General features: G+C 56.8%; 13 protein-coding genes. 1 reads left to right on the forward strand and 12 read right to left on the reverse strand.

From position 1 onward, the window contains the following. The first annotated feature begins 63 nt into the window (after nt 1–63). The gene (locus tag DESAC_RS04040) at nt 64–555 is read left to right on the forward strand and encodes a hypothetical protein (protein ID WP_041283794.1); all 492 of its coding nucleotides are present in this window, start codon (nt 64–66) and stop codon (nt 553–555) included. Between the two features lie 162 nt (nt 556–717). Here DESAC_RS04040 and DESAC_RS04045 read toward each other — a convergent pair whose 3' ends face one another. From DESAC_RS04045 to DESAC_RS04105, 12 genes are all read right to left on the reverse strand, one after another. After that, nucleotides 718–1,926, reverse strand: coding sequence for a glutaredoxin family protein (locus tag DESAC_RS04045; RefSeq protein WP_148231175.1), 1,209 nt, complete (start codon nt 1,924–1,926; stop codon nt 718–720). Between the two features lie 221 nt (nt 1,927–2,147). Next, nucleotides 2,148–2,579: a MarR family winged helix-turn-helix transcriptional regulator gene (locus DESAC_RS04050; protein WP_013705807.1), complete on the reverse strand. Its 432-nt coding sequence runs from the start codon at nt 2,577–2,579 to the stop codon at nt 2,148–2,150. A 311-nt stretch (nt 2,580–2,890) separates the two neighbouring features. Continuing rightward, a complete protein-coding gene (locus DESAC_RS16565; protein WP_013705808.1) occupies nt 2,891–4,186 on the reverse strand; it encodes a (Fe-S)-binding protein in 1,296 nt (431 codons plus the stop codon). A 216-nt stretch (nt 4,187–4,402) separates the two neighbouring features. Further along, nucleotides 4,403–6,553 carry a hydrogenase iron-sulfur subunit gene (locus tag DESAC_RS04065; protein ID WP_013705809.1) on the reverse strand — a complete coding sequence of 717 codons (2,151 nt, stop codon included), beginning with the start codon at nt 6,551–6,553 and terminating at the stop codon, nt 4,403–4,405. Next, entirely contained in the window at nt 6,550–7,794 is a 1,245-nt protein-coding gene (locus DESAC_RS04070) for an FAD-dependent oxidoreductase (protein WP_041283796.1), read from the reverse strand. The genes DESAC_RS04065 and DESAC_RS04070 overlap by 4 nt, the downstream gene beginning before the upstream one ends. 126 nt (nt 7,795–7,920) lie before the next feature. Beyond that, nucleotides 7,921–8,802, reverse strand: coding sequence for a methylenetetrahydrofolate reductase (locus tag DESAC_RS04075; RefSeq protein ID WP_052301888.1), 882 nt, complete (start codon nt 8,800–8,802; stop codon nt 7,921–7,923). Further along, nucleotides 8,795–9,475, reverse strand: a complete 681-nt coding sequence (locus DESAC_RS04080) for a methylenetetrahydrofolate reductase C-terminal domain-containing protein (RefSeq protein ID WP_013705812.1) — start codon at nt 9,473–9,475, stop codon at nt 8,795–8,797. Before DESAC_RS04080 ends, DESAC_RS04075 begins: the two co-directional genes overlap by 8 nt. A gap of 25 nt (nt 9,476–9,500) precedes the next feature. Continuing rightward, complete coding sequence (locus DESAC_RS04085; RefSeq protein WP_013705813.1) at nt 9,501–9,983, reverse strand: hydrogenase iron-sulfur subunit; 483 nt, start codon at nt 9,981–9,983, stop codon at nt 9,501–9,503. Continuing rightward, nucleotides 9,983–14,494 (reverse strand): FAD-dependent oxidoreductase, encoded by a 4,512-nt coding sequence (locus DESAC_RS04090; RefSeq protein WP_013705814.1) that lies wholly within the window; start codon nt 14,492–14,494, stop codon nt 9,983–9,985. Before DESAC_RS04090 ends, DESAC_RS04085 begins: the two co-directional genes overlap by 1 nt. 33 nt (nt 14,495–14,527) lie before the next feature. Continuing rightward, a complete protein-coding gene (locus tag DESAC_RS04095) occupies nt 14,528–15,382 on the reverse strand; it encodes a CoB--CoM heterodisulfide reductase iron-sulfur subunit B family protein (RefSeq protein ID WP_041284201.1) in 855 nt (284 codons plus the stop codon). Nucleotides 15,383–15,390: 8 nt separating this feature from the next. Beyond that, on the reverse strand, nt 15,391–15,972 hold the full coding sequence (locus DESAC_RS04100) for a 4Fe-4S dicluster domain-containing protein (protein WP_013705816.1): 582 nt from the start codon (nt 15,970–15,972) through the stop codon (nt 15,391–15,393). Between the two features lie 9 nt (nt 15,973–15,981). After that, nucleotides 15,982–17,247: a (Fe-S)-binding protein gene (locus DESAC_RS04105; RefSeq protein ID WP_013705817.1), complete on the reverse strand. Its 1,266-nt coding sequence runs from the start codon at nt 17,245–17,247 to the stop codon at nt 15,982–15,984. Nucleotides 17,248–17,587: the final 340 nt, after the last annotated feature.

Below are 17,587 nucleotides of genomic sequence, written 5' to 3' on the forward strand. Positions count from 1 at the left end.
TTCAGTCCCGCTCCTGATCTCTTCCCTGAGTTCATGACTGCTGGCCCTAGAAAGGAAAAGACCTTGGTGTTTACCGGAAATTGCCGATGTATTTCGGGACTGTTGATCGCAGCCATGCTGCTGCTGCCCGGAAAGGCTTATGGAATGCTGCCCCCGGAACAGATTCAGGCGAAAAATCTCGCGGCCTCCGATATCCTGATCGGCCGGGTGGAGGAAGTTCGGCCCGCCCCGGCCGGCTGGCGAAACCTCCTGCCGCTCCTGCCCGACGGCGACCCCTGGTCTTTTACCCTCAACCTTACGCATGTGGTCAAGAGCAGCGCCCCTCTCAAGGCGGGGGAACGGGCCACGGTGCTTTTCATTCAAGAAAAGGCTGCCGCTGGGGGAATAGCCGCCCTCCGCACCGGTTGGTTGGCGGTACGGGTTGCCCCCGGCGACCTGGTGGTGGTCTATGCCAATCCGCAGGATCATGAGGGCCAACGCCTCCTGCTTCCTCTTCTGGCCGGCCTCTCTGTAGTCCGGCTTACTCCCCCCAACGCCCCCGCCCCGAAGCATTAACCCTTCGGGGCCTTCCCTCCGGACCGGATACTCCGGCAAACAATTTTTTACCAGCCCCACATACTCTATAGGGAGAAGCCCGGTCGCCACCTACCTGATATTCTGGCGCAGCAGATCGGGGGGAAGGCGGGTCTTAAGCGAAAGCGGACAGACTTCTCGGGATCACCCGAACCTCAGCGCTTCCGGTTTGACCAGCAGCAGGATACCGATGGCTATCATGATGAGGCTGCCGACCAGATTGGACCATCTTTTGTATCGCGTGGAAAGACCGGTGATCTGCAAAGTAATCATGGCGCCGAAGAAAACCAGCAGGTCATCCAGCATAAAAATCAGGATATACAGGATGATATACAGGTAGTACTGCCATACCGGCAGGGCATTGAAACTCAGAATCTGCAGGTATACTACCGGCAGACCGGCAGAGCAGAGGAGCTCTATCACGTTCGCGGCAAAGGCCAGCAGGATCATGCCCCCCAAGGCCAGCCAGAGGCTCTGCTTCCGGGTGACCTCATGAATTCTGTCAGTGAGGCGTTGCCGACGCGGTCCCCCGGTGACCTTGCAGGCACCGGCCCGGTTGGTGAAATAGTCCCGTAAATTGTAATACCCCACGCCCAGGGCCACCAGGGCAATGATAATCCTGACCCACAGAACCAGTCCGAGAAACAGAAACAGGTTGAGCCAGGCGCACATAATGAGAAAGTAGACCAGGGCCGAGACTGCTATGAACACAGTTCCCAAGATCCAGCGCCGGTGGACGTTTTCCATGCCCAGAAGCAGCCCCAGCAACAATACCAGAACCCACATGGCGCAGGGATTGAAACCGTCCAAGGCTCCAAACAGGATGGTCAGGAAGCCCAGAGAAAGCTGCCTGATCTGTACCTCCCCCCATAAAGGCACCGTAATAGTTCCTGGAAGAGTTTTCGGCGCCGGTGCGGCCACTTCGACCGGGACCGGGGAACTCGGAATGAATCCCTCCAAGGGATTGGTGATTTCTTGATCCAGGGCTTTTTGCACCGCAGCTTCGAGGATGGCCCCGGTAGTAGCCTCGCCCTGCCAGCCTTGAATATATTCGCCCCCCACTACGGTCGCCGGGACACCGCCCAGGCTCATATTGAAATGTTTGGCCACCCGGCGGAGCAACTCCAGATTGGCCCGGCTTTCCGTGATATCAATGGAGTTAATCTTTAGATGAGGGTATTTTTTTTCGAGCCGGTGTAAGAATACCTTCTCGCGGTCGCAGTGAGGACAGCCGCTAGACCGGAAGAAATAGAGCCGGACCGTTTTTTCAGTGGATAAAGCCGGAATAGGGGCTATCAGAAGCAACAGCAGCGGGACCATGAAAAGCCTTTTCACTCTACCCAGATTCAACATATTTGATATTCCCTCTGCAAGCGGTGTGCTTGCATCGCCCGGCCCGGCATAAAGGCGTCGCTGGTTGGCGAGCTTTGTCGGGAGAGGCATTGACCGGAGCACCTCGTTTTTCTCTCCTTCAAAGCCGGCAAAGGTCTTCCTCTTCTCAGAACCTGACCGATCAGACGTTTCCCCGGCTATTGAAGACAACAGTTATTATAATAACTATAAAATGAAAAAAATTATGAGATATTCCCATAGATTTTATTAGCAATGCTTTCCAACATTTCTTTTTCCCCTGCTGATATACCATTGAAAGCCTTTGCCTCTAACTGTAGTCGGAGAGGAAGGATCTCTTCCGCCAGCTTTTTTCCCTCTTCGGTGAGGAAAATGGAATATCTCCTGCGGTCGGCCGCCTGGCGCCGGATTAGGCTTTTTTTCTCCAGGGCATCCAACATCCGGCTAATGTTGGGTTTGTCTTTGAAGAGGATATTGCCGATCTGCTTTTGTGAAAGCCCCTCTTCTTCCCGGAGCAGATGCAAAATCCCATATTGCTCCGGGGTAATATCAAATTCCTGCTCTTTCAAGGCCCTCTGCAAGGCTGCTCTGAGCGCCAGGGCGGTCCGGTAGATAATGAAGCCGGTATTTTTTTCGATACTGTATCTCTGGTTCATACATCTCTCTTGTTTTAAGTTGATATACAAACTGATGCAATTTATCAAGGAAATAAGTTCTGATTGAAAGTCGGCAGCGCCGACCTCCAGGTCTGCGTCCTGAGGAGCCCATAATGACCACGGACTTGAAGGTTTGCGCCCTTTAATTGGATAAGGAAGCATCCCGATCTCTCATTCTCCTCTTCCAACTGCCCCTCCTATCCGGAGAAGCGGTCCTGGGGACCTTGCGGATGGGTGAGAAACGCCGGGCTAAGCTTGGGGTGAGCTACAGAGAGGAGAGGGGCAGGCGCGCCCGCTAAAAGAATGATGCCTTAATCCCTGGCTGGAGGCAGTGGTTCGAAATACAGTTTCTTTCCCTGGAGCTCCTGCTCCCGGTGGGCCCGGGCGATTTCCGCTTCATTCCAGGGTTCGATAATCAGCGAGTCGGCCACCAGTTCCCAGAGATACTTAACTTCAATGTCGAGATCATATTCTTTGGCCAGGCTCTTCATAATCTGGTCCCGGCAGTTGTGGCAGGGTGTGACCACCAATTTTGCGCCGGTCTCCCTGATCTGGCCGGCTTTAACCCTGCCGTAGTAGATGCGTTCCTTATCATAGGGCATGGCCCAGGCCCCGCCTCCCGCTCCGCAGCAGAACTGTTCGACCCGATTGGGATACATCTCCACCCAATGCTCCACACATTGGGAAAGGATGTAGCGAGGTTCATCAAAATAACCGTGGCCGAAGGCTCGCAGCGACTTGCGGCCGTAGTTGCACGGATCATGGTAGGTAGCCAGCTCCGGGTGTCTGGATTTATCCACCCGGATGCGACCGCTCTCCAAATAATGTTTGAGCACGTCAAAGACACTCCAGATCTTGAAGTGCTGCATTTCCTCTTTGAACCATGTCTCGAGACCCAACCTGGTCGCGAAGTAGGCGTGTCCTCATTCCGGCAAGAGTAGATTGGGGATTTGCAGCCGCTGCATGTTGGCAACAATCCGTCCTACCAGCTCCCGCATGGATTCATCGTCGCCGGAGAACAGCCCCCAATTAACGCCCTCCCAGTGTACTGCCGGGACCGTCCAACTCTCTTTGGCGGCGTAGAAAATCTTCCACCAGAACTTCAAATCATCAGGCTCGGCGAAGGGTTCTTTGGAGTTGATGGTAACCATAAAGTCGGCCCCTTCCCGGTCAATCGGCACATAAAAACCGGGCAGGCCCTCATCTTCCAATTCATAACCCAGGTCATTAAGCAGATAGAGGAAGTCTTCCCGGGGGATGCCCAGGTTGTTGCCTCTCTCCAGGTCCATGACCACACCCTTGTGAATCGGCCCGGGCACCTTATTCCTCTCCCTCAGGCCGCGGGTGGTACGCAAAATTTTTAGGAGGGGGACGTTCATGGGGCAGGCCGACTCGCAGCGGCCGCATAAGGTGCAGATCCAGGGAAAGCGGGAATCAATCAGTTCTTGTGCCCTGCCATAAGCGATCATCCGGATAGCCTGGCGGGGATCAAGACCATCGACGCCGGAGACCGGGCAACGGGAGGAACAGGTACTGCAGGTATAGCAGGCGTGCGGAATACTCAGGGCTTCGGGAAGGTGCCGGGCCAAGTCAATGTCGGCCATCATTATTTCCTTTATGAGTTGGAAAACAACCTCTGCACAGGCTGGATAAAGGTTTCAAGTTTCCAAAAAATAAGTTCTGCACAGGTTGGAAAGCCTGCGCCGCCGGCAGATGATTTTCATGGTTCGCGGATGACTTACTAGTCATGAAAATTAATTAAAAATAATAGTTAGTTAATAAAAATCGGCCAGCTAATGAAAATTAACCAGAAAATACCTTCCTTAAATCCCTTTTCCCTCCGGAAGAGGATTAGGGTGAGGGAAATTAGACTTTTCCCGATTGTTTGCTCGGCGTAGAGGACTTTGGCCGAACTCTTGGAGTCTGTTGGCCAACTGCCGGGCCATATGGGCAAATTCCTGGCTCATGCCTGAGGCCAGACCTCCGTATACCAGGCGCTCCGGCTCCAAACCGACTTCCTGCAAATATTCCTGCAGCAGGGCCACCCGCTCCTGGGCCCGCGGGCTGCCCCGGTAGGACCGGCAGCTCTCCGGATGGCAGGCCAACACCATCACCCCATCGGCGCCTGCTTTAAACCCGGTCATGACGTAATTGGGGTCCACTTTCCCGGCGCAGGGGACTTCGATCAGTCCCAGCCCCGGAGGAAGCGCCAGCTTCCGCTGGATGGCCAGACGGGCCGCCTCCAGGGCCGAATTCCGGCAGCAGATGGCCAGGATCAGAGGATAGTCGGCGTCTGAGGCTATGGTTGGCTGAGAAACCAGTACTGAGAGTTCGGCCTGAATTTGCCGGTCATTGTAGTTGTGAATCTGAAGCGCCTCCATGGGACATTCAGCGGCGCACAGGCCGCAGACTTTACAGGCCAGGTCGGAAAACACCGGTCGGCGGTTAACCACGGAAATGGCCCGGTGCGGGCAAAGGCGGTAGCAGGTCAGGCAGATGGCGCACTTTCTGCGGTCCAGGCTGATCCGATTCAGGGCCGCCCTGCTAGAACCCGACCCGAGCAGTTCCCAGAGATGAAGGGCGGCCTCCCTGACCTCCTGAAAGCTCCCCGCCAGGCTGATAGGTCCGCGGGCCGGACCGACTGCCAGAATCCCGGTGCGGTTCGTGTAAATCGGCAGGTTATAGATATGATCCCCCTGAATAAAACCGTAGCTATCGGACTGCAGGTCCAGAACCTTTGCCAGTTCCCGTGCCTCACCCGGTGGTTGGATGGCTTCTTCCAGGATAAGTAACTCCGGCCTCACCGCCATATCCTGGTTCATGACCTCATCAAAAAAGCGAACCGCCAGGGCGCCATCATCAGTGGTCTCGATCACCGGCTGTCCCCCGTTGACCTTTGCAAAGACTATCCCCGCCTGCCGGGCCTGCTGGGAAAGCGCTTCCAAACCCTCGTCAGCTACCTTATAGTGGTCGAGCAACACCAACACCCGTTGGCCGTAGCCTTCAGCCAACCGCAGGGCCGCCCGGTAAGCCCGTTGCTGCGATAACGGAGAGGAATGGTGGGTAAATCCCAGCAAGAAAATCACCGGATGAGGCTCTGCTGCGGTAAGTGTCTGGAATGGCGCCGGTTTATCGCGAGACGGCCACCAGTCTTCGAGGTCGCCCAGAGATATCGCCCGTCTGCCAGGAGCCGGATTCCAGGCGGCAAAATCGGTGATTAATTCCGGTTCCGGCACCAGAATCACGCCACCTACCTGATATGTTTGAGAACGACCTTCATTGTCTGCCACCAATACCCGGTATTGACCGGCAGTCCCCTCAAATTCCATTATCCGGCTGGATAGGTGAACCTCGATTTCGGCAGGGTGATTCGCCTCCGCCAGCAACTGATCTAACGTCCGGGCGGTTTCCTCGGTATAGCCGCTGGCAGGGCGTTTATCTCCCAATTCGCCCCGGGAGGTGACCAGGAGTACCGTGAGGCCCAGATTCCTAAGCTGGGTTGCTGCTTGAAGTGCACTCCAGCCGTGGCCGAGCACCAGGACCTTCTGGCAAACGGACATGTCCTCGAATTGTAAGCGGTCTTTATGAACAAATCGGGCAATGGCCTGGCGGAGCACGGTCTCAACCTGGAGGTTATTCAACTCCGAGTTCTGGTCAGTCAAGTTTAGGTCCCGCCAGGAAACCGATTCAATCACTTCCGGATCCAGACCGGCGGCCGTTAACTGCAAGGCTAAAGTTTTGACCCCCAGTGCCTGGGAATCGGCCACCAGCATCGCACCTTCCAGGTTATAGTCGATCATGGCTTCTCTAAGCCGCAAGAGACCTTCAGGACTGTATATCTGCTCCAACTCTTGCACCACATTAACCTGGTTCCAGGACTCACCCGCTTTTTTCAGGCGCGCCAGGTCCAATCGAGGCGTGGATTGAGCAGCGCTCCGACCCAGAAACAATCCGATCCGGGTAGGGGGGGTCATGGCAACACTCCTAAATGGCGGGCCAATTGGGCTGCGGCGCGGGAGGCATGGGTAATCGATTCGGCAATATCCCTGGGGCCTTCGACGGTTCCAGCTACCACTACTCCGGTGGCGTCTGCGGCCGGGTCATTGATGACAAAACCGTGTTCATTCACTTCCAGACCCAGCATCTGACAGAGGACCTGATTTTCCGGCCGGGGCATAATTCCCACCGATAGTACCACCAGGTCAAAGGTTTCGCTGACCACTGTCCGTTGTTGAGGCTCAAAATAATGCACCGCAATCCTGTCTTCCGGCGCGGGAAAATAATCGCCCGGCAGAGAGCGGATAAACCTGAATCTACTGTTTGCGGCCCTCAGGTAGCGGTCGAAATCCTTGCCGAAATTTTGGATGTCCATATAGAAGACCGAAATCTTGGTATCCGGCTGCGCATGACTGAGCCTCAATCCGAGGCGCAGGGCATAGCCGCAGCACACCCGGGAGCAGAAAGTATGGTTGAGGCTGAGGTCGCGGCTGCCTACGCACTGCACGAAGGCGACCTTCTGCACCGGTTGGCCGTCCGAAGGCCGCAACACCCGGCCCTGATCCCGTAACTGGCGTTCCAGTTCCTGGCCGGTGAGCATATTGGGATAGGCATCAAAATTAAATTGGGGCTTTTGACGCGGATCAAAAGGCACATAGCCGGTAGCCAGCACCACCGCGTCCACTGCCGCCGTAATTTCGGAGTCCTGGCGATCCAGGTCGATGGCCCCTTCCGGACAGGCCGACTGGCATTGGCGGGCCTTGCCCAGACCGTCGCACAGACACTGTTCGGGATTGATAAAGTAGAACGGGTGATTTTTGTGCGAGGGTGCCAGCCGGATAGCCCCTTCGGCCTTTCCCAGACATCTTTCATAGCAGATGCCACAGTCGGTGCATCTGTTAGCATCGATATAGTGCGGGCCTTGGCTGAGCAAAACCTGAAACCGGCCATTCTGCCTGGTTACACCGGTAAGCCGGGTCTGCAACCTGACGTCGATGCCTGGGGCGCCGACCACTTCCCTCAACCGCTGTTCGACCAGACAGGTATTGCATTTGAGGCAGCGATCGATGGCCTTGCAGGCAAACTGCGCTGCATGCCCGCCCAAAAAGGGGGCCTGGTCGATAAGAAGTACCTCTACCTGGAGATTGGCCAGCTCCCAGGCCGCGGTCAGGCCAGCAATACCACCTCCTACGACTAATACTTTTTTGGCCTCGCTCATACACCTACCCGCAAGTCTAACCTTCGATAACAAATAGATAACGCGGCCATACCAGGATAGGCCAACCATCTGGCCGGCCTCAAAACTCCCCAAATTAAAACTGCGATAACGTCTGGCTTCATGCCTTTACATCTCTGCAGCGGCAATGACCTCAGGGATCATCTCCGGATGAAGATCCGCCCGCAGGTAGACGCCGTGGGCCAAATTCCTTGTCTTAATACACCGAATCATTTCCACGGCCCGCCGCTTGCCGAGGTCAAAAGCCCGACTCTCCTCCAGGGACTGAAATTCGCTCATGATTTCCGGGGGAATCAGATTGCCGGGAGGATTGCCGGATGCCTGACGGGCCACGTCGCCGGGGCCGATGAGACGCACTCCGGCAATCAACCTTGCTTCCACTAGGTCTATCTGGGCCGCAAAGGCCTCCAACTTCTGGAGATCATAAACATCCAGGGTAATGAGGAAATCTGCTCTGGCACGAATTTTCTTCAGACATTTCATCACTTGGGGTGGCAGCGGCTTGGCCTCGGGGTTGGCCACCCCGCCCAGGAAGAAGACCGGGGCGCCGTTCAGATCCTGACCGCCGGGGGCTGTGCCGTTTTCTAAAGACCGGGCCATCTCCAGGACCTGGACCGAATCCAGATCAAACACCGGCATGGCGTGCGGGCTGTCGCCAAAACTAAGATAGTCGCCGCTGACCGGTAAAATGTTCTCGATTCCCAGGGCATAGGCCCCCAGCAGGTCGGCGGCCAGGGCCAAGCGGTTGCGATCCCGGCAGTTTAGGGTGCAGATGACCTCGCTCCCCTGTTGCCGGGCCAGGGCGCTGGCAGCCAATGAACTCATAGCCAGATGAGCCCCGCGATTGTCAGAGATCGTTATGGCGTCTACCCGGTCTTTTAAGGCGTCCACCTGTTGCCGGAAGGGGGCAAGGTTCACCCCTTTAGGTGGCGTCAGTCCCGCCGTGACCGCAAATTTTCCCGATTTGAGGGCGTCCTGAAACTTATTCATGGGCCGCATATCTTCTCTTATACGCCTGGTGAATCTGGGTGGCCGGGTGGGCCGCCAGACGGTGGTCCCGAGGTGGAACAAGGTCTTTCATCTGGTCGAGGCGACCGGAGGCCTCCAGCCGCTCGTAAATCATTGTCCAGGCGCAAGGCTTTTCAGGGTTCACTTCGCATTTACCGTCCCGGGTCCCGGCACAGGGACCGTTGAGCAGGCTTTTGGGGCACAGGGTGATTGGACACACCGCCCCAGTCAGCGCCAGATAACAGGAACCGCACATCCGGCAGCGCTCGGTCCAGTAACCCGGCTCTTCATTGGCGCCGATGAAAGTGGTGTCCACCCCCGGCAATACCACTCTGTCCGGGTAGAGATCGGACAAGAACTGGACGCCAACCCCGCAGGCCAGGGAGACCAGGATGTCATAATCCTTTACCAAGTGTCGGATGTCGTGGAGAAATTCCCGATCACACTGGCGCTCCACGGTGACTTCGCCAATGGTCAGAGCTTGGCCGGCCAATCGGGAGGCGATTTCCAGTTGGGAGGCCAGTAGCTTTACCTCGCGCTCTCCTCCGGCCAGACAGACGGCGACACAGGTACCGCAGCCAACCAGAAGCACCCGCTGATGGCCTTTGAGGCTCTCCTTGATCTCCGGTAAGGGCTTCCGCCTGGCAATAATCACGATAAGTTCTCCATATTCTTACACCTTAGGCCATTACCCGATTCAGGTTCCCGGTTCCAGTGACGGCTCGAAGTTGACGCAGGGGATTCGGTCCCAGCCTTTTGACCCGGGCCACCATCTCCTTTACCCGCTCTACCCACTGAGGCGCATCCGAGGCCCCGATGTTATACATCTCCAGCCGTTCGGCGCCGAAGCCAACTTCTTCCAGCAGCGCCTGGGCGTATTCAACCCGCTCGCGAGCGCGCAGATTGCCTTCCAGGAAATGGCAGTCGCCTACCTCGCAGCCACCCACCAGAATGCCGTCAACCCCGGTCTGGAAGGTTTTGAGCAGGTGGATGGTGTCGACCTTGCCGGTACAGGGCAACTTGACAATCCTCACTGCAGGCGGATACTGCAGTCGCAGGGAACCGGCCATATCCGCCGCCGTATAGGTGCAGTAAGTACAAACCAGGGCCACAATTTTAGGCTGCCAATCGCTGCTGCTGGCAACTACTGTTTCCACGTTCATTATGCCACTTCACTTTGTAGGTCATCGATCATTCTGTCCAGGGAGCAGACCACCATGGTTTCAGCCAGGATCTGGTCGTCCTTGAGGTGCTGAACCTGTATGAGCCGCCGCGGGCAGGCGCTGGCGCAGTTGCCGCAGCCATGGCATTCGGCCGGGTCGATGTCGATGAATCCATCCTCTGCCACCTTCGGTGCGCCAAAGGGGCAGGTACGGGCGCACGTCATACAGACTACGCATTTCTCGCGGTCCACGCGGGCTACCTGGCCACCGACAAACATCTTCTCCTGGGCCAGGATGGTGGCCGCCCGGCTGGCCGCGCCCTGGGCCTGGGCAATGGATTCCTCCAGAAACTTGGGGCCGTGGCCCAGACCGCACAGGAAATATCCCGAGCTGGCAAAATCCAGGGGGCGCAGCTTGACATGGGCCTCGAGGAAAAAGCCGTCCTGGTCCAGAGGCAGTTTGAGGGCGCCTGCCAGAACCCTGCTCTCCGGCCGCGGTCGGATGGCGGCGCTCAAAACTACGGCGTCTGCCGGTATTTCCAGCTCGGTACGCATGTTCTGATCCAGGACGTTGATCCTCAGCGATTCTCCGGTACGGTTCACCTCCGGTTTCTGGGCCGGATCGAAGCGGACAAACCGGACGCCGGCGGCCCTGGCCTGTTGATAGTGGAGTTCATTGAGGCCAAAGCTGCGGATATCGCGATACAACACATAAACAGCCGCCTTGGGATTCAGCTCCTTAAACCGGAGGGAGTTGGTTATGGCCTGGGTACAACAGATGCGGCTGCAATAAGGATGCTCCGGCTCCCGCGACCCAACGCACTGGATCATCACCAGGCTGTCAATTCGGTTGAGACGCTCGTCCCTCAGCCCCAAAAAGCCGTGGAACTCCCGTTGAGTCCAGATGTGGGGGTGATGGCCATACAGGTACTCGGTAGGCCGGTACTCACAACCTCCCGTAGCCACGATGGTGGCGCCATGTTCTACTTCCTTTTCCTGGCCATTGACCCTGATCCGGGTGACAAATTTACCGATGTGCCCCCTGGTATCAGAGACTTCGGCCGAGGTGAGCAGAGTGATATGGGGATGGTTTGTCACCCGATGAATCAACTCCTGGACAAAGGCCTGAACTGATTCACCTCGAGTGTTGAAAAAGAGCCTTGCGGCTTCGCCCCCCAGAGAGTCGGTCTTTTCCACCAGGGTGGTGGGAAAACCCTGTTCGGCCAGGGCCAAGGCCGCGGTCAACCCCGCCACTCCCCCTCCGATCACCAGCCCTTTCTGGGTCACGGCTACCGGCAGTTCAATGAGAGGCTCCAAACGCGCCGCCCGGGAAACTGACATACGCACCAAATCTTTGGCCTTTGCCGTGGCGGCCTGAGGCTCCTGCTGGTGTACCCAGGAACACTGGTCCCGGATATTGGCCATATCAAACAGATACTTATTGAGTCCGGCCTGACGCAGGTTATCCTGAAACAGCGGCTCGTGGGTGCGGGGCGAACAGGAGGCCACCACCACCCGGTTGAGCCGGTACTCGTCGATGATCTGCATCATCTTCGCCTGGGAGTCGGTGGAACAGGTAAATAGATAGTCCGAGGTATAGACCACGTGGGGCAGGGTCCTGGCGTAGGCTGCCACCTCCTTGACGTCGATCACCCCGGCGATATTGATGCCGCAGTGACAGACAAAGACGCCGATGCGCGGTTCTTCCCCCGTTACTGACCGCTCCGGCGGATACTCAATGTCGCTGACCAGGGTACGGCGCGCCTCGGTCAGCAGTCGCTGTGCCTGGCAGGCGGCGCTTGAGGCCTGGGCCACAGTTTCGGGTATGTCTTTCGGCGTCTGGAAGACCCCGGCGGCGTAAACCCCTTCCCTGGAGGTAGAGATCGGATCGAACGGCCGATGCTGGATAAAGCCGAATCGATCCAGTTCCACATTCATGCGGCGGGCGGTAATTACCCCTGCCGGATGAGGCTTAACCCCCACGGAAAGGATGACCAGATCGAAAATTTCATCTTGAAACCGGCCTGCCTCATCCTGAAAATGTATCTCAAGATCATGGGTAAGGGGATTTTCCGCTACCCGGGAGATCATACTGCGCACGAACCGGACACCGTGCTCACTTCTCGCCCGTTCGTCATAACGGTCAAATCCCTTGCCGTGCGCCCTGAGGTCCATGAAGAAAATGGTCGGCTCTATCCGGCGATCATGTTCTTTGGCAATGATCGCCTGTTTGATGGCGTACATGCAGCAGACTGAAGAACAATAGTCCTGGCCATTGGCCGGGTCGCGGGAACCGACACATTGGATCCAGGCGACCTTAACCGGCTCTTGACCATCAGCCGGGCGCTGGATATGTCCGCGGAAAGGTCCGGAGGCTGACAGCATCCGCTCGAATTCCAGGCTGGTAATGACATTGGGGTAACGGCCATAGCCGTATTCCCCTTTCCGGCTGGCATCAAAAGGCCGGAAACCCAGGGTCAGGATCACCGCCCCGACTTCGAGGGTCCGGGTTTGAGGTTTCAGGTTGTGGTTAATGGCCTTGGCCTGGCAGGAAGCCAGGCACTGCATACACTCGGAACAGACCCCACAGTTGAGGCAACGGGCCGCTTCGGTCAAAGCTGCTGCTTCACCGTAGCCCAGATTGATTTCCTGAAAGCTCTTGATCCACTCCGTCACCGGCAGATGGGACATAACGGCGCGGGGTTGCTTTTCTGCGTCTGGGGGGATTTCGCTCCAGTGGCCTTCTAACTTGGGAATGGGTCTGAGTAGCTTTTCCCGGTCCTCTTTCAGGTCCTGGTCATTGAGATAACGGTCCACGGAAATGGCCGCTTCCCGACCGGCAGCTACGGCGGCGATGGCGATGTAAGGCCCTGAGACGACATCCCCGCCGGCAAAGACGCCTTTCCGGCTGGTGGCCAAGGTTTCGGGGTCCGACTTGATGAGGCCTCTTGGGGTGAGCTCAATGCCGTCTTCGGGGGTGAGAAACTGCAGGTTGGCCTTCTGGCCTATAGCCATAATGACTACATCCGCCTTCCGGGTGGTGGTCCGGCCTTCAAAATAGGTGGGAGCAAAGCGTCCCTGTTCGTCAAAGACCCGGTCTACAGCCTTTATTACCAGCCCGGTGACCATGCCGCCCTTGACGCTGATCTGTTTCACCCCCCAGCGGGGAACGATCTCTACTCCCTCGCGTTCCGCTTCTTCCACTTCCCAAGGGGAAGCCGGCATCTCATCCCGAGACTCCAGGCAGATAAGAGTCACCTGTGAAGCGCCTCGGCGCCGGGCAGTACGGGCCACATCCATGGCCACGTTACCGCCGCCGACAACTACAGTACTCTTCCCTTTTACAGGATTAGCTCCGGTGGAGGCCGCTTCTTTGAGATATTCCACTCCCCAGAGTACACCCTCGGCATCGGCCCCAGGCACCGGCAGGCGGATGGAATCCTGGCAGCCGACGCCCAGGAAGACCGCCCTAAAACCGTCCCGGATAAGAAGGTCATTGACGGTGAGTCCGGGGCCGATCGGGGTCTGAAAACGGAATTCTATCCCCAGGCGCTTTAAGTAGTCTACCTCTCGCCGCAGGATGCCCCGGGGCAGGCGGTATTCGGGGATACCATAGCGGAGCCAGCCGCCAGCCTCCGATGCGGCTTCTAAGACCACCACCCGGTAACCCTTCAGGGCCAGGTGATAGGCGCAGCTCAGTCCCGAGGGGCCGGCCCCCACAATAGCCACCGCTTCGTCCCGCCGGGCCCTTTCAGGCACCGGCAGAACGCTCCAATCCACCTGATCTGCCACAAAACGTTTCAGGTTGCAGATGGCGACGGGGGCTTCTATCTCCCGGCGGCGGCAGTCGTTCTCGCACGGATGCGGGCAGATGCGGCCGATGCTGCCGGGGAGCGGCAGCCGCTCCATGATCAAGGCCAGGGCCTCGGGATATTTCCCGGCCTTGATCAGTTGGACATAGCCCTGGACGCTGAGGTTAGCCGGACAGGCCCGGACACAAGGAGCCCGGTCGAGTTTTTCAATAGCATAGGCGGAGGGAATAGCCTGGGGAAAGTGCCGATATGCCGCCCGCCGCAGACCCAATCCCTCATCAAAGGGGGAAGGCAGGGTAACCGGGCAGACTTTGGCGCATTCACCACATGCCGTGCAGATATTCACCTCGACATATCGAGGCCTAAGCTCAATTTCCAACCTGAAATGGCCCGGCTCGCCTGCCAACGACTGAACCGCAGCCCCGGTAATAATGTCAATATTAGGATTGGCGGCCACCTCGATGAGCTTGGGCGAAATCATACAGGTGGAGCAGTCGTTGGTCGGAAAGGTCTTGTCCAGTTGGGCCATGACCCCGCCGATGGTAGTGTTCTGTTCCACCAGATAGACCTTGAATCCCGTCCGGGCGAGATCCAGGGCCGACTGCATCCCGGCAATGCCCCCGCCCACCACGGCTACCGCCCCGATTATATCAGGAGCTTTTCCTTGCATGCGGGTAATATGATCTCTGTTATCAGTCATCTCAATCCGGCCTGCATTCTTAACTCGGGTTCGTCAGGGTGCCAGCCCGACCTCGGCTAACAGGCGAGCGGGCGTCACAAAATGGCTGCCTACCCACTGCCGGGCTTCACTAAGACCAAGGGCCAGTCCGATAAGTTCGGTGAAATAAAATATGGGGAGATAATACGAAAGGCCGAGTTCCTGTAAGATCTTGTCCTGATACAGATCCAGGTTGGCCTGGCACATCTGGCAGGAAACCACCATACAGTTGGCCCCGGCCTCCATCGCCTTATCATATAGACGACCTGCCAGCTTAAAAACGATGTCGCGGCGAGCGATCAGGTGGCTGGCACCACAGCAATCCGTTTTGTAGGACCAGGGTTTGACCTCCACTCCCACCTGACTCAGAATGCGGTCCAGACTGGTGGGATTTTCGCAGTTGGAGGCCCCGGTAACTTTAGGCGGACGGCTGGCCATACAGCCATAGTAACAAACGGCTCTAAGTCCGTTTAGCGGACGCCTGACCATGCTGGCCATGAGTTTGAGGAATCGTTCCCGGGCCAAAAAATCCGCTAGATCGTAAATCTTTCTGGCCCACTGCAAGGGATAGCCAGAAGATTTAGGCTTATCTCCTGTAAGTGCCCACGCCGCGGTCTTGAGCCGGTTAAAACAGAGGGGACAGGGAACTACCAGGTCGCGGCCCCCTTTCTCGGCCAGCGCCAGATTGCGACCGGCCAAGGCTAAGGCCGCCTGGTGATCAATGGCATGAGCGGCGGTGGCGCCGCAACAGTTCCAGTCCTGCAGTTCGATGAGCTCCACTCCCAGCGCCCGGCATACGGCGTTAAGAGAGGCGGCGTAATCTCTGGCAGTGCCTTCCAGGGAACATCCGGGATAGTAAGTGACTTTCATCGGTGCCATCATCTAGTTGATTGTGCCAACAGTCCTTGTATTTCCGCCCTGCCCTTCATACTAATGCCTTGAGGATAGAGCGCCATACGCCCGCGGCGCAACATCCCATAAGCCAATTCCAGGTCATCTTTGAAGTCCAGCTCCCTCAGTTTGCGCCAAGCCTCCCCGCTTTTAAGCATATAGCGCGGCAGCAACCCGCCTTCGAAAACCCGGCCGCGGCGGCGGATGTCATCCAAAAAAACCTTATGAAAGACATAGGTGCGCCGCTGGGGCAGGACTATGCCGCTTTTTAGCGCCTGTGCTTTCAGATAATCCATGATGCCGGCAATATCCACCTCATTGGGGCAGCGGGTGGTACAGGTCTCACAGGCGGAGCAGACCCATATAGTGCTGCAGGTCAGAACCGCCTGCCGCTGTCCCATCTGCACCAACCTGATGACCTGGTCGGGATAGATGTCCATGGCAAAGGTAACCGGACAGCCATTGGTGCACTTTTTACATTGATAACAGGTTGACACCCGGATGCCGCCGTCCTCTTCCACCTGTTCCATGAATCTCACTTCGGGGCTGAGCTGTCTCTGGGGCTGCATGGCAATCCTCTACCCCTCGAGGATCAGGGCGTCGGCCACTACCTGCCAGATGTACTTGACTTCGATGTCAAGGTCATAGGCCTTCCTCAAGTTTCGCATGATCTGATCCCGGCAGTTGGAGCAACCCACCACCACCAGTTCGGCCCCGGTGGCTTTAATGTCTTCAGCTTTATAGCGGCCATGTTCGGTTTTTTCGGCCTGGAAGGGGCCCGGCCAGTTGCCCGCCCCGGCGCCGCAGCAGTAGGCATTCATCCGGTTACGGGGCATTTCCCGAAAATTCTTCATATCAAAACAATAACCGAGTATTTCCCGCGCCTTCTCAAAACAATCGTCTCCCCAATACAGTCGTGGTCCCCGGCCGTGTTTACAGGAGTCGTGCCAGGTAAAGATACGGTCGGCGTGCACCGTCTTGTCCACCCGGATGCGCCCTTCCTGAAGAAAGGTGAGCAGCACATCAAAGAAATAGACATAATCATGCCCGGTTTCAGGACCAAACTCATGCTTGAAGTATTTTTCCAGATTAATCCGAGTACCCATCGAGGCCCCGCCGCAGTCGGGCAGGATCATGGTCCTGGCCTGCAGACGTTTCATATTTTCCACTTTGCGCCGGGCAATTTCTTTGCTGGCCTCGGCGTTGCCGGTAAAAATCCCCCAATCCACTGACTCCCAGTTGGTGGAGGAGGTAGTCCAATCAACTCGGGCGGCGTAAAAGATCTTCCACCACCACTTCAAGTCCTCGAAATCAGCAAAGACCTCCTTGGAGTTCTCAAAGAAGAGGTAGTCTGCCCCGATTTTATCCAGAGGAATTTCAAATCCCGGGCATTCTTCCTCGGCCAATTCCGCGGCCAGATCCTGCAGGGTTTCGACGAAATCGGCGGTTGGGATACCCATATTGTTGCCGGTCTGAAGACACATCTCCACGCCTTTATGCAGTACCCCGGGAACCTGCTCGCGAGGTCGCAGGGCCTTGGCCCGGGTCCAGATATCGGTCAACTTGACCCCCATCGGGCATCCAGCTAGACATCGATAGCAGGCAGTACAGATCCAGGGGAACCGACTGTCTATCAGTTCCTGCTCCATTCCCAAAAGGACCATGCGGAGGGCCTTGCGGCAATCAAGGCGTTCATCCCGGGTGCTTTCCATGCCAGTCAAAGGACATCCTCCGGAACAGGTGCCGCAGGTATAACACGCATTAACATGGGCTGCGGAAATTAAGTCGGCAAAACGACTGGCTTGGCGTTTTTCGGTAATAGTCATAAAATCTAATACTTCCATACGGTTCTCCCTATCTTGACGTTTCCACCGGCCGCTCAATGGTTTGCGTGGCGAATTCAGCCAACCGCAGCAGTCGGACTTAATTGTCGGCCAAAGCGATGTCTATCAGGAGATCAAAGCAAAGGCCGTACCAGGGTCATTTCAACAATATGAAATTTTATCGGGACTCTAAGGGATGACTCTTCCTGCTGTCCCGTATGCCGCACAAAATTTTAACCTAATGGGAATATTAGGTTCTTCGCTACGCTCACAATGACTATCAGGAGAGTAAGGAGTATTACCGGAGGGGCTATTGAACAGTTATTCTCTACTAAACAAGGTTGTGGGAGGTTCGGCCGGT

The organism is Desulfobacca acetoxidans DSM 11109, from assembly GCF_000195295.1.
Lineage (GTDB): Bacteria > Desulfobacterota > Desulfobaccia > Desulfobaccales > Desulfobaccaceae > Desulfobacca > Desulfobacca acetoxidans.